This window comes from Thermomicrobium sp. (genome assembly GCF_053493975.1).
On record NZ_JBRBZA010000010.1, the window covers coordinates 1 to 12675 of the forward strand.

Sequence of the window (12675 nt, forward strand, 5' to 3'; positions counted from 1 at the left end):
GAAGCCGCCGGAGATCGACTGTCGAACGCTGCACGGTCATGGACGCTCTCGGATCCGATCAGTCCATGGATGGTGTACCACACTTGCTCCGGGCGAAGCATCGTACTCCAGTGCGTGATTGCGGCGCGACTCGCGTCCCCCAAAAGGGGAGGAAAGTCCCCAATCTCCGTAGACGGAGAGCCCCGGCCTCGCGAAGAGAAAGAGAGCCGGGGCCCTGGTCCGCTCCTCGCTCGGAGCACGCAGAACTCAACGGATCTTCCAGTTCTTCCACTTCACCGGGGTCCCCCTTCCCGTATTGCGACCGACCCGCACCGAGTAGTACCAACATTCCGCTCACTCTTAGTCTGAGTTTCCCGGGATCGGTACGAATGGCCACTACCAAAGTAGTACAAATAGCTCCGCTTGTCAAGACCTGAGTACGCAAACTTTCGTCCTTCGGATCGCCGCGCTGAAGTCCGATGTGGACACTGGTGAGAAGTGACGATGAGACGAGAGCGCTTTCTCACCGGCTTTGCACGAGAGTCATGGCGAAAAGCGGCGCTCGGTCATGAGGTGTGCCGCTGGCACGCCGGTGTCCCATTCGCCTTCGTCGCCTCAGTGACGGGGCCGGATCGGGTTTCCCAGCGTGCCGTCGGTAGGGGTCAGCTGGGCTTGCCGCCCGATCCCCGCCGGTGCTAGGCTGGGCCAGGCGAGCGGGAGGATCTGGTGAGCGACGCAGCATTCCGACGCATCCTGATAACCGGCGGTGCGGGCTTCATCGGTAGCCACTTCGTCCGTCTGGCGCTCGCAGCCGGTATCCCGAGCGTCGTCATTCTCGACAAGCTGACCTATGCCGGGAGCCTTTTGAATCTGGAAGACATTCTGGGTGATCCGCGTGTCCGTTTCCTCGTGGGAGATATCGCTGATCCAGCGACAGTGGCCGAGGCGATAGCTGGCTGCGACGCGGTCGTCAACTTCGCAGCCGAGACGCATGTGGATCGTTCCCTCCTGGAGCCCGCGGCCTTCATCCAGACGAACGTGTGGGGTACCATGGTGCTTCTCGAGCAGGCGCTCCGGGCTGGTGTCGGTCGTTTTCTCCACGTGAGCACCGACGAGGTCTACGGCGAAGTGCTGAGCGGTTCGGTCGGCGAGGACGAGCCGCTGCGGCCCCGCAATCCCTACGCGGCGAGCAAGGCGGCCGCAGAGCACTTCGTCTTCGCCTACTGGACGAGTTACGGCCTCCCCGTGTTGGTGACTCGTGGCTGCAATACCTACGGTCCTTACCAGCATCCGGAAAAGTTCATTCCCTTGGCCATTACGAACCTCCTCAGTGGCCGACCGATCCCGCTCTACGGTGACGGACTACACGAGCGCGACTGGCTTTACGTCGAAGACCACTGCCGAGCCATTTGGACAGTCCTGGTACGGGGTGAGCCTGGTCAGGCCTACAACGTTGGGGCCGGGCAGCATCGACCGAACATCGCGGTGGCGCGAGCGCTGGTACATCTGCTCGGCGCTGACCCGGGTGCCATCGTGCACGTCGCCGATCGGCCCGGACACGATCGGCGCTATGCCGTCGATTGGAGTCGACTGCGGGCGCTGGGCTGGCGGCCGATGGTCGACTTCGAGGAAGGCTTGGCGCGGACGGTCGCGTGGTATCGCTCGCGAACGGATTGGTGGTCGGCGCGGCGCGATGCCGCGTTCGCCGCCTATTACGCTCGCAATTACCAGGGACGAGAAGGATACCGCAACCAGCCGTGACGCTGACGATCGAGCTGGCTGTGGCCAAGACGCATCGGGCTGGTAACCGCGAAAGCGGCGACACGGTCGAACTCATCGAACGACCGGGTGGTGGGCTCTCGGTCGTCCTGGTCGATGCACAAGGTAGCGGAATGGCCGCGAAACTGTTGAGCCTTCAGGTGGCCGGTCGTGTCGTGACGCTGCTCAATGAGGGAGTGCGCGATGGTGCAGCGGCTCGCGCCGCGCACGACTTCCTCTTCACGCTGCGAGGTGGGCGGGTCTCGGCCGAACTCGATATCGTCTCGGTCGATCTGGCGAGCCGGACTTTGGTGGTGACGCGCAACAGCGAGGCACCACTCGTACTGATTCGCGACGGTGAAGTCAAGCTCCTTGCTTCGACAGGGGGCCGGATCGGACTGTACCGACATACGCGCCCGAGCGTGACCGAGTGGGAGCTCGAGCCGGGGCTGACCGTGCTCGTCGTGAGCGATGGAGTGGCGCATGCCGGGGCACACGCCGGGAAAACGATCGATCTGGCGACGCTGGCCCGCCAGGAATCTTTGGCCTGCGAGACAGCACAGCAGTTGGCTGACCGCGTCTTGTCCGCAGCCCTCGCAGCTGATCGCGGTCATCCTCGGGACGACATGACGGTGGTGGTCCTGCGATTGCAGGCCGGTGGGGTGAGGCAACCGGTTCGCCGACTCGCGCTCACCTTTCCGCTGACCGAGTGAGCTGCCGCTTGGCCCAGTCGCTACACTTCACGGTCGAGTCGAGTGAGGGAGATCGTGCGAGTCGTGCTCGTCGGTCCCTGCGGGGCGGGAAAATCGACGATCGCCGCAGCACTCGCCGCTCGTGGCGTGGAAGCGATCGCGGTGGGCCAAGAGCATTCGATCGTTCGCGATCTCTGGCGCCGACCGGCGGCTGATCTGGTCGTGTTCCTCGATGCCAGTTTGGAGACGGTTCGGGAGCGGCGAGGTGCTGACTGGCCGGCCTGGCTCTACGAGGAGGAGCAGCGGCGCTTGGCGGAAGCTCGCGCGCATGCTGACCTCGTGCTCGATACCGGTCGGCTGACGGTGGACGAAGTGGTGGAGCAGATCCTGCGAGCGCTCGAGAGGGCGGGTCAGCATGCGACGTGACCGACTCCTCTCGCTTCTCCTCCTCATCACCCTGTTGCTCACTGGGTGTCGGTTCAGTCTGCCGCTGAGCCGATCCGGGCCAGCTACCCCCACGCCCGATCTCGTGCTCCCCGGCCAGGCGTCGCCGACTCCCACCGTGCCCGTCTCGGTGTCAGTCACTGCGACGCTTCTACCGGGAACCGTTCTTACGGCCCCACCAGTGCCCACGCCACCGCCTACGAGTGCAGAGCAGTTCCTCACCCTAGCTGGCACGCCGGAGGGCCCGTTGACGCTCGATCCGGCGCTCGTGCGGGACGTGGAATCAGCGTTCGTCGTCCAGCAGCTCTTCCGCGGCCTCGTCCGCTTCGATCGCGCGCTCAATCCTGTCCCGGAGCTCGCCGAGCGGATCGAGATCGGGCCCGACGGGCGCTCCTATACGGTTCGGCTGCGTGCTGATGCACGGTTTCACGATGGAAGTCCGATTACCGCGATGGACGTCAAGTACTCCCTCGAACGGGCCTGCGATCCTGCCTTAGCCGATGGCGATGGCCGCGCGTTACCAGCCTGGGGTTTCCTACGCGACCTCGTCGGTGCGCAGGCGCGGATGCTCGGCCGGCGCAGTGATGTCCCCGGTATCGCGGTCGTGGACGAGCGAACGCTCCGCCTTCTCCTCGTCGAGCCCAGCCCCACGTTTCTCCTCCGCTTGGCCCTTCCGGTGGCGAGTGTGGTGAAGCGCGACGCTGTCGAGCGCGGATCGGACTGGTGGCGTCAGCCGGTGGGAAGTGGACCCTTCCGGCTCGTGCGCTGGACTGACGAGGAAATCGTGCTAGGGCGTCACCCACAGTACCGGCCTGCGCCAGCCTACTTGCGCGAAGTTCGCATCCGGATCGGTGCAGCTGCCTTGTCCCCGCTGAACCAGTACGAACGGGGACAGCTCGACGTCGCTGCTGTTCCGGTTTGGGCGGTCGATCGGTTGACTGCACCCGAGTCGCCGTATCGCGACCAGCTGATCGCCCAGCCGCTCTTCGGTGGAACCTACGTGTTCTTCAATCCTGGTGCTCCGCCGTTGGACGACCTCGTCGTGCGGCGAGCTCTGATCCAGGCGTTCCCGCGCGAAAAGGTCGCCGGGGTGACGCTCCAGGGAAAGGTGCCATTGGCACACGGACTCATTCCGGAGGGTATGCCGGGAGGTCCCTGGGGAGCGGCGGTACCGCCCTTCGACCCGGAGCAGGCGCGCCGCACACTGACCGGCCGCTCGCTTCGGTTGGAGATCGCCAGCGCTGGGAGTGACGTCGCAGTCATGCTAGGGCAGGTGTGGCGCCGCGAGCTCGGAGTCGAGGTCGAAGTGCTTCAGTACGACTGGCCCGACTACTTGACCGAGCTCGATGCTCGGCGCCTACCGATCTTCGTCTTCTCTTGGATCGCCGACTATCCCGATCCGGAGGCGGTGATCGATGCGCTCTTCGCTGAGGACAGTCCGAACCGGCCGATCGAGTATCGGAATGCTGCGGTGCAAGAGCTTCTCGCAGCTGCCCGGCGGACCAGCGATCCACTGGAGCGGCAGGCGTTGCTCGTGGCAGCGCAGCAGCAGATCCTCGACGACGCAGTGGTGTTGCCGCTGACGTTCGACGTGGAATACTTGCTCGTCGCACCGCGGGTGCGCGACCTTCCGGTTACCCCTTTGGGTATCCTCGGTCTGGAGAGAGTTTGGATCGCGCCGGAGCGTGCTGCCCGTTGATGCGAGAATCGGCCGAGGGCAATTGCGTGATGGTCGGATCGACGCTCATCGTTCCTCTGGAACCGGAAGACCTGCCTCGTCTCCGGCTGAAGTGGGGTACTCGTTACGATCTCCGGGGCGTGGCTCGTCTCGTGCGCGAGGCGCCCGGACTCAGTTTGTGGGCACCCAGGACTGGCGAGTACGTGCTGGCCGGTCCGTGGCGTCACCGCGAGGAGATCGTTGCGCTTCTCGAGGTTACGACGGGAAACCTTACCGATCAACTGATCGAATCCTTGGCGCGCGCGGCCACCGAGCAGGGGAAACAGCTCCTGGTCGCCACGGAGCAGGAGGAGCGGCGATCGGGCAGTTTCTACCAGCGGTTGGGTTTCTCGTTGATCGAAGAGATCCTCGTCTACGAGATGGTTCTCTATTCGACGCCGCCGGTCCCAGCCCGCTTGCGGTTCGAGCGCGTTGCGCTGGAAGACTCCTTCGCGATGGGAGAACTCTTGGATCTGGATCATGATGCCTTCGCGTGGCTTTGGTGGAATAGTGAGCAGGAGTTCGATGCGTACATGAGCGATCCGCGCGTCGACGTCTATCTGGGGCGGGAACGGGACGGTACGCCGGTCAGCTATGTGGGGATCACGCGCCTGCGCGGGTGGGGACATCTCGATCGGCTGGCAGTGGCGCCGGCGTTCCAGGGACGTGGATACGGATACGAGTCTCTGATCTGGGCAGCGCAGGTCCTGGCTGCTCGTGGAGCGCATCGCATTGCGCTCAGCACGCAAGCGAGCAATCAGCGGAGCCGGCGGCTCTACGAGCGGTTCGGATTCCGGCGCGTTCCCGAACTCGATTACCGGCTCTACGGGCGCTGGCTGGCTGATCCGATCGAAGCCTGGGACCGACGCCGCTGGCGAGGAAACGGAGGAGCGTAGGGACGATGGGCAGCACGTTCGGACGATTGTTCCGCGTGACGACCTGGGGCGAATCGCACGGGCCCGCACTGGGTGTGGTCGTCGACGGGTGTCCAGCAGGCCTGGAACTGAACGAGGAGATCATCCAACGTGACCTCGATCGGCGGCGCGTCGGGCAGAGCGAAGTGACGTCGCCGCGTCAGGAGCGCGACCGCGTGACCATCCTGTCCGGAGTGTTCGAGGGGAAAACGACCGGAGCGCCGATCTCGCTCATCACCTACAATGCCGACGCTGATTCCAGCAAGTACGAACCGCTGCGCGATGTCTTCCGTCCCGGACATGCTGACTACACCTACTGGGTGAAGTACGGGCACCGGGATCACCGAGGTGGCGGGCGCTCGAGTGCCCGCGAGACGTGGGGGCGAGTCGCTGCCGGTGCGATCGCGCGCCAACTCTTGCGCACGGTGGCGGGCGTCGAGGTCTACGGCTTCGTCCGCGAACTCGCTGGAATCACGATCGAGACGTTCGATCGTGACGAGATCGACCGCAATCCGGTGCGTTGTCCGGATCCGGTCGCAGCGCAAAAGATGGTGGCAGCTATCCTCGAAGCGAAGGAGCAGAAGACGAGCGTCGGGGGAATCGTCGAGGTCCGGGCACTCAACGTGCCACCCGGACTCGGTGAGCCGACGATGGACAAGCTCGATGCCTTGATCGGGTATGCGATGCTCAGCATCCCAGCCGTCAAAGGTGTCGAGATCGGCGACGGCTTCGCTGCCGCGCGCCTCCGTGGTCATGAGCACAACGATCCCTTCATCCTGGACGATGGTCGCGTGCGGACGTTGACGAACCATGCCGGCGGCATGCTGGGAGGGATTTCCACCGGCGAGGAGATCATCGTTCGCCTGGCAGTGAAGCCGACCTCCTCGATCGCACGGCCGCAGCGAACGGTCGATATCCACGGTCACGAGCGCACGATCGTGGTGGAGGGGCGCCACGATCCGTCGATCTGCCCTCGAGTGGTGCCGGTGGCCGAGGCGATGCTCCTCTTGGTCCTGGCTGACTGTTATCTGATGAATCGCGCGGCTCGCGTTCGATGACTCAGCGGCGACCGAGCGCTGCCTCCAGCCTCTCGAAGAAGTCCGGGAAGGTCTTGGCCACGCATCCCGGGTCATCGATCTCCAAGCCGGGGACGGCGCAGCCGAGGATCGCGAAGCTCATCGCCATGCGGTGATCCCCATAGGTCCGGATCACGGCCGGCCGGACGGGACCGGGCTCGATGCGCAGTCCATCGGGAAACTCTTCGACGGTGATGCCCAAGCGGCGGAGTTCGTTCGCGACCGCTGTGATGCGATCGGTTTCCTTGTACCGGATGTGCTGCACATTGCGAATGATGACCGGCCCTTCGGCGAGCGGCGCGAGAGCGGCGAGCGTCGGAACGGTATCGGAAATCGCATTCATGTCCGCCTCGATGCCGCGGAGCGGTCGTTTCCCGATGACCGTCAGCGCATCGGGCTCGCGAATGACGGTACAGCCCATGCGTTCCAGAAGGTCCACGAACTGGACGTCACCTTGGCGAGATCGCGTGCCCAGATTGACGACACGGATACGACCGGCTGTTGCGGCGGCGAGGGCGAAAAAGTAGGATGCGGCCGAGGCATCCGGCTCGATGGCGTAGGTGCGGGATCGGTAGCGCTGGTTCCCCGGGACGTGGAAGACCCGAGCCTGCTCGTGCGTCGCGATCGCCCCGAAGTCAGCCATCACGGCTAGTGTCATCTCGACATAGGGCACGGAGACGAGCGGGCTCTCGAGTTCGATGTGCAGACCGTCGCGCGTGCAGGGGCCGATCATGAGGAGCGCGCTGAGATACTGACTGGAGATGTCGCCCCTCAGGCGGATGGTTCCTCCGACAAGCCCATGACTCCGCACCCGGACCGGCGGACAACCGGTGCCGAGTAGCGATTCAGCCTGCACACCCAACTGCGCCAGTGCGTCGAGGAGCGGTTGGATCGGTCGCTCGCGCATGCGCGGCACGCCGTCGATCAGGTATTCGCCGTGACCGAGCGCAGTCATCGCCGTGAGGAAACGAGCTGTCGTGCCCGAATTGCCTACGAACAGCTCGGCGTGGGTCGCTGGCAGCGTGCCGCCCTTCCCCTGCACGATCATGCGTTGCGCGGTCTCGTCGATGTCTACCGGAATGCCGAGACGGCGCAGCGAATCGATCATCACCCAGCTGTCCTCGCTCAGGAGGGCTCCTTCGAGCACGCTCGTGCCATCCGCCAAAGCGGCGAGGACGAGTGCCCGGTTGGTCAAGCTCTTCGAACCCGGGAGCCGGACGATGGCGTCCACCGGCTGCTCGGCGGGTCGAATGGGCAAGCGAGGCGGATAGGTGCGATGCAGCGTCACAGCAGCTCCTTCAGCGATACTTGATCTCCCACGAGTACGGGATTTCCGGTGTGTCGTAGGGCAGACGATATTCGTCGGGATCATCCGGATCGTAGGGCTCGGTCGGGAAGTTGAGTAGGTAACAGGGTTCCGTCCCGATGTTCTTGAACCCATGTGCGACGCCCGGCGGAATCTTGAGAACGATCCGATTGTCATCGCCCAGGAAGAATTCGTTGAGCTCGCGGTAGGTCGGGGACTCCGGACGCAGGTCGAACAAGGGAACCTTGATCATCCCGCGGATGCAGACGAAGTAATCGGTCTGTTTCTTGTGCCAATGCCAGGCGCGGATGACCCCGGGCCAAGAGACGGACACGTAGCACTGACCGAACTTCTCGAAGAAGGGATCGTCGCAGCGAATGAGTTCAGTCAGCGAACCGCGCTCGTCGACGTGGGTGACCAGTCGCTTGATTTCGACCCCGTGGATCACAGCCGTGCCTCCGCAACGATCTCACGCTCGACGCGCAGCGAGTATAGCCGGGGACAGCTGGCGCTGCGCTACGACGAACATCTGCGGGCTCTCGTCGGTGAGCGGGTCGAGATCGTACGAGCCATAGACGGCTTCGACCGCGAACCCAGCCTGTTCGAGCAGGAGTTCCAGCTCGAAGCGATGAACGAAGCGGAGCGTGTAGCTGACGACCCGGCGGGTCACCTGGCCGGATCGTGCATCAGTCCGGTCGTAGAAGAGTGTCGTGATGATAGTCTGCTCCGACGGATGCACGCGGCGACTGGCGAAGCGGTCGAGGCGACTTCCGTCCGGTAAGTGCCAGTTGCCGTCCCAGCTGAGCGGCTGCTCCAAGGCCTGGAGCTGCGCCGGGGTGGGGTGGAGCAGATCGAGGAGCAGGAGCCCGCCTGTGGTCATGACACGATGCAGTTCGGCCAGCGCTCGTTGCTGGGCAGTTCGATCGAGGAGATGGAGGAACCCGTTCAGAGCGATGATGGCCAGCCGGTAGAGACCGTCGGCCAGTGGTCGGAGATCGACCGCATCGGCTTGGAACAGCTGGACATGCTCGAGTCCCTCGGCGCGGAGCCGTTCGCGAGCGCGGGCCAGCATAGCGGGAGAACGATCGACACCGTGAACGGTGTATCCGGCTCGCGCCAGCGGCGCGAGGAGCCGACCGGTTCCACAGCCGATCTCGAGGATCGGATCGCCGGTGCGCTGGGCGAAGGCCAGATAGACCTCGATGTCGTCGCTGAAGCTGGCGAACTCGAGGTCGTAATATTCGGCGATGATCTCGTAGGCGTCGATCGTCTCGTCCATCCCGATCCAGTGTACTCAGCGCGGCGACGGAGTGCGCGATCAGCTTGCTGACTGGACCGAGCGGCAGCAACCCAGCTGGACTCTTCAGTCGCCTCGAGGCATCGTGTCGTCCCGTGTGGTGGCCGACGGAAGCAGTCTGGAGTGCACCGGCGTGGCGGAGTAGGATTGAAGCATGAGCAAGGGAACGACCAAGAGCCGCGAGGGCGAGAAGGTCATCGCGGTCAACCGCAAGGCGTACCATGACTATTTCATCGAAGAGGAGCTGGAGGCGGGCATCCAGCTGACCGGCTCGGAGATCAAGTCGATCCGAGCTGGGCGAGTCAATCTCCGCGATGCCTACGCGCGCATCGAGGACGGTGAACTCTGGCTCATCGGTATGCATGTCAGCCCGTATCCGGGTGCCAGTGGGAAGCATCAGCACGATCCGACGCGTCCGCGAAAACTGCTCGTGCACAAGCGGGAGTTGGACTATCTCCGCGGCAAGCTGGAAAAGCGCGGGTATACGCTCGTGCCGCTCCGGCTGGTCATCCGTCGAGGCCTGGCCAAGATCGATCTCGGCTTGGCGCGCGGCAAGAAGCAGTACGACAAGCGCGAGACGATCGCCGAGCGGGAAGCGCGGCGCGAGATCGAGCGGGCGATGAGCCCGCGCTGGTGACGGTTCGGGACTGACGGGAACGATTCCCTGGAGAAGGAGCCGAAGCGCGTCGCGCCTGCTCAGTGCGCTGGCGCGGATGCGAAGACCAGGCGAAAGCACGGCCGAGCCGCTGGACAGGGCTGATCTCTTGGCGGAACGCTCCGGATGCGGTATACTTTCGTTCGCGCTCGCGACGATGAGCCCTGGGGATGACTGGATTCGACAGGGCCGTAGGTGCGAGGATTGCAGGCCGAGGTCGCCCACGAACTCGTAAAAAGGGGCAGCCAAGTAACTGGCGAGCGCGAACTCGCTCTGGCTGCGTAATTCACGCAGCCACGTCTGCCCGAACCCTTCCCCGGTGGGTTCGGAGCGGGCGTCGCAAGACCGGGGTGCCCCTCGCCCAAGCGCCGGTGCGGGCGAGGTCAAGTGTGATCCGGCTCGGCTGACCGGGATCCTGTCGGTGGGAGCCTGGCAGCGACAGCAGAACACCGACTAAGCCTGTAGCATATCCTCGGCTGAACGCTCTGGACGGGGGTTCGACTCCCCCCATCTCCACCGGAAAGCGCCTCGCTAGCTCGTCGAGGCGCTCGTTTTTGTTACCCCGCGCGGCGGGAAACGCACGAGGTCGCTGGGCGAGCGGGAGTTCTGCTCTTTTCTGCGCTTCACTTGGCGATCAGTGTGGGTGAGAAGCGTTCGTCACCGCATTCCCGGCCGCGACACTCGCGTACGTCACCGCTCGCCCGGTGTGGATGCGCCTCACCGCACGCGATCGTCTCGATTCTCCCCCGCTCGCGACGACCGGGCCGTCGAGTCGGTGTCGAGCCGATCGCTCTTTGCGGAGAGTCCACCGGTCGCGTGCCGTGACATGGCTCGGCGTGGCAGCTTTCTGCTCAGCGATCAGCTAGCTGGGTTGGCTGCCACTCGTACCGAGGTACCGGCAGGCTCAGGCGTGACCGACGCGCAGCAGCGTCAACTCGTACGCTTCCCCCACCCGACGCACACTGAAAAGGCATCCAGCGTATCGGATCGTTGCTCCATCAGGAACGTCCGGCGGAATCGGCACGATGCGGGAATGGACTGGTATGCGGATCGGGAGAAGTTCCATCGTCCGCTCCCGATCCGCTTCTCGGTACGGGGTGTGTTCACCGCAACGTGGACAATAGCCCATCGCTCCCCCTCTCTCACCGGGCACGCCGACCTTGCTGGCCTCCAAAATACGCCGCGACCCCGCTCAGTGTGCTAGCGTGGATGGCAGCCCCGACACCGAAAAATCAGAGCGTCGCGGTTCCCAACTCCAAATGAGCGAGTACCGGAAGAATGAAGCCGGCCACGAGACCAGCTGCCATCGCCTCGAGGAGGCCGAGCACGAATGCCTCTCCAGCACGGAGTTCTCCGACGACGCCAGCGGCAAAACCTCCGATCAGTGGCGAAAGGGGCCCCAAGACGAGGTGCAGACCTGGCGGAAGGATGCTCAGGGCCATCACCGCGAGCGCGACACCGAGACTCTTGATCAGCCGCCAAACCGTGCGTGTCATGGGGCGACACTCTGCCGACTCGCTGCCTGGACGAGCGCTGTGCGGATCAGCTCGTAATCGTGCTCGTCGATGCGATGAAGCTGCCCTTGGAAGGCTAATCGCCAATGGTCTTTGGGCCACTTCTGGACATGATGAAGTTGGAGAGCGATGTCTTCAGCAGGAAGATACACGCCGGGAGGGAGCACGACCTCCGCTTCGATCTGGACACGCCAGGGATAGTCTTCCGCAGCCTTTTTGGGGTCCTTGCTTTTCCAGATCGGCGTGTGATCCTCGAAAGCGTCCGAAGTCACCCGGGCAGTCGCGGCGAAGCCCTGCACACCGGTCACGTAGTAGACGAGGCGATCACCGGGACGCATCGCCTCCGCCTTCTTGCGGTGACGCGACTTGAAGCCCTGCACGGTGAAGCCGTGCGCTCGCGTCGCTTCCAGGTTCTCGGCCGATCCGACGAGGATCCAGTACTGCGGCTCAGCCATCAGCATTCCTTTCCCGCATCGCTCGTTCCGCCCGTCACCAGTCTACTGCGGATCCCCGCAGGGTGCTCGGCAGGGTACGCCGAGCGTGCGACCAGTGGTCTTACCGGAAGAAGCGTAGAGCAGCGCAATCTCCGACCGTTGGTCCGTGAAGGGCACGAGCGCTCTCCCCGGTGCGATCGTCTCTCGATGAGGTTCGAAGGCGACGATCCGCCGTCGCTGGGGCAGAAGGGGGGAGTCATCCGTTCACTCGGCCACGCAATCCCGACTGTCGCTCTTGCCCAGTCGGCGGGGAAGGAGTGACCACCTGTTCAGTAGGGGAGCTGATCGGACGAGGCGAATGACCCACGCCCTAGTCCGAGCCATGCTCGGACTTGGGCGCTCCCGTGGAGCGAGGAGCGTCGATTCAGCGTGGTCCTTCCCACTCGAAAAGCGGTGCGTAATCGGGACCGAGCTGATGCTTGACGTCATCGAGCTCGCCGGCACTGACCGCTTCTTGCACGACGCTCATGACCGCACGAGCCCAGAAGGCGGCTTCCGGCATCGGCGCGTGCAGTCGCTCGGCGACACGCTCGTAGAACTCCTTGAGAGACATGTGCCGTCCCTCACCGGCATGGGGATATTCCAAGATATAGTCCTTCACGATCATCGGGAGCTGCGCGGCGAGGTCCTTGGCTTCGCCCCCGGCCAGCCGCTCAGCGAGCGTCTCCAAGACGGCACGAGTGACGCGTTCCGCTTCGCCCCGCGAGGCCAAGCGTGCCCGATGCTGGACCTTGCCGATGAATTCGTCGAACTGCATCGTCATTCCTCCCTGCCTCATCGACTCGTGCACGTCCAGCATGCCCGTGCGTGCTCGTCCGTGCAAGCCCGG

At 64.2% G+C, this 12675-nt stretch carries 14 protein-coding genes and 1 other RNA gene; 8 read left to right on the plus strand and 7 right to left on the minus strand.

Translation table 11 applies throughout. The features are described from left to right. The first annotated feature begins 705 nt into the window (after positions 1-705). Genes rfbB through aroC form a run of 6 tightly spaced genes read left to right on the plus strand, consistent with a single transcriptional unit; the run spans position 706 to position 6562 of the window. Positions 706-1740 (plus strand): dTDP-glucose 4,6-dehydratase, encoded by a 1035-nt coding sequence (rfbB, locus tag ACWIVK_RS02080; RefSeq protein WP_448574875.1) that lies wholly within the window; start codon positions 706-708, stop codon positions 1738-1740. Beyond that, on the plus strand, positions 1737-2450 hold the full coding sequence (locus tag ACWIVK_RS02085; RefSeq protein WP_448574876.1) for a PP2C family protein-serine/threonine phosphatase: 714 nt from the start codon (positions 1737-1739) through the stop codon (positions 2448-2450). The genes rfbB and ACWIVK_RS02085 overlap by 4 nt, the downstream gene beginning before the upstream one ends. 42 nt (positions 2451-2492) lie before the next feature. Further along, complete coding sequence (locus ACWIVK_RS02090) at positions 2493-2855, plus strand: AAA family ATPase (protein ID WP_448574877.1); 363 nt, start codon at positions 2493-2495, stop codon at positions 2853-2855. Next, positions 2845-4572 (plus strand): peptide ABC transporter substrate-binding protein, encoded by a 1728-nt coding sequence (locus tag ACWIVK_RS02095; RefSeq protein ID WP_448574878.1) that lies wholly within the window; start codon positions 2845-2847, stop codon positions 4570-4572. Before ACWIVK_RS02090 ends, ACWIVK_RS02095 begins: the two co-directional genes overlap by 11 nt. Before the next feature lie 29 nt (positions 4573-4601). Continuing rightward, entirely contained in the window at positions 4602-5486 is an 885-nt protein-coding gene (locus ACWIVK_RS02100; protein WP_448574879.1) for a GNAT family N-acetyltransferase, read from the plus strand. Positions 5487-5491: 5 nt separating this feature from the next. Then, a complete protein-coding gene (aroC, locus tag ACWIVK_RS02105; protein ID WP_448574880.1) occupies positions 5492-6562 on the plus strand; it encodes a chorismate synthase in 1071 nt (356 codons plus the stop codon). Position 6563: 1 nt separating this feature from the next. Here aroC and aroA read toward each other — a convergent pair whose 3' ends face one another. The 3 genes from aroA to ACWIVK_RS02120 are packed head-to-tail and all read right to left on the minus strand — an operon-like array spanning position 6564 to position 9165. After that, the gene (aroA, locus tag ACWIVK_RS02110) at positions 6564-7868 is read right to left on the minus strand and encodes a 3-phosphoshikimate 1-carboxyvinyltransferase (protein ID WP_448574881.1); all 1305 of its coding nucleotides are present in this window, start codon (positions 7866-7868) and stop codon (positions 6564-6566) included. Positions 7869-7878: 10 nt separating this feature from the next. Continuing rightward, positions 7879-8334: a dTDP-4-dehydrorhamnose 3,5-epimerase family protein gene (locus ACWIVK_RS02115; RefSeq protein ID WP_287425408.1), complete on the minus strand. Its 456-nt coding sequence runs from the start codon at positions 8332-8334 to the stop codon at positions 7879-7881. A 21-nt stretch (positions 8335-8355) separates the two neighbouring features. After that, positions 8356-9165, minus strand: coding sequence for a class I SAM-dependent methyltransferase (locus ACWIVK_RS02120; protein WP_448574882.1), 810 nt, complete (start codon positions 9163-9165; stop codon positions 8356-8358). Positions 9166-9337: 172 nt separating this feature from the next. Between ACWIVK_RS02120 and smpB the strand changes: the two genes are divergently transcribed. Together smpB and ssrA are read left to right on the plus strand one after the other, a co-directional pair. Next, positions 9338-9820 carry an SsrA-binding protein SmpB gene (gene smpB / locus ACWIVK_RS02125; protein WP_448574883.1) on the plus strand — a complete coding sequence of 161 codons (483 nt, stop codon included), beginning with the start codon at positions 9338-9340 and terminating at the stop codon, positions 9818-9820. A 184-nt stretch (positions 9821-10004) separates the two neighbouring features. After that, positions 10005-10357, plus strand: a transfer-messenger RNA (tmRNA) gene (gene ssrA, locus ACWIVK_RS02130). A 385-nt stretch (positions 10358-10742) separates the two neighbouring features. On the opposite strand, the gene ACWIVK_RS02135 is transcribed toward ssrA, so the two are convergent. The 4 genes from ACWIVK_RS02135 to ACWIVK_RS02150 all read right to left on the minus strand — a co-directional run bounded on the left by ACWIVK_RS02135 (position 10743) and on the right by ACWIVK_RS02150 (position 12603). Beyond that, on the minus strand, positions 10743-10967 hold the full coding sequence (locus ACWIVK_RS02135) for a hypothetical protein (RefSeq protein ID WP_448574884.1): 225 nt from the start codon (positions 10965-10967) through the stop codon (positions 10743-10745). Positions 10968-11070: 103 nt separating this feature from the next. Further along, complete coding sequence (locus tag ACWIVK_RS02140) at positions 11071-11334, minus strand: hypothetical protein (protein ID WP_448574885.1); 264 nt, start codon at positions 11332-11334, stop codon at positions 11071-11073. Continuing rightward, a complete protein-coding gene (locus tag ACWIVK_RS02145; RefSeq protein WP_448574886.1) occupies positions 11331-11807 on the minus strand; it encodes an EVE domain-containing protein in 477 nt (158 codons plus the stop codon). Before ACWIVK_RS02145 ends, ACWIVK_RS02140 begins: the two co-directional genes overlap by 4 nt. A gap of 403 nt (positions 11808-12210) precedes the next feature. Next, positions 12211-12603 carry a DUF2267 domain-containing protein gene (locus ACWIVK_RS02150; protein ID WP_448574887.1) on the minus strand — a complete coding sequence of 131 codons (393 nt, stop codon included), beginning with the start codon at positions 12601-12603 and terminating at the stop codon, positions 12211-12213. Between the last annotated feature and the right edge of the window lie 72 nt (positions 12604-12675).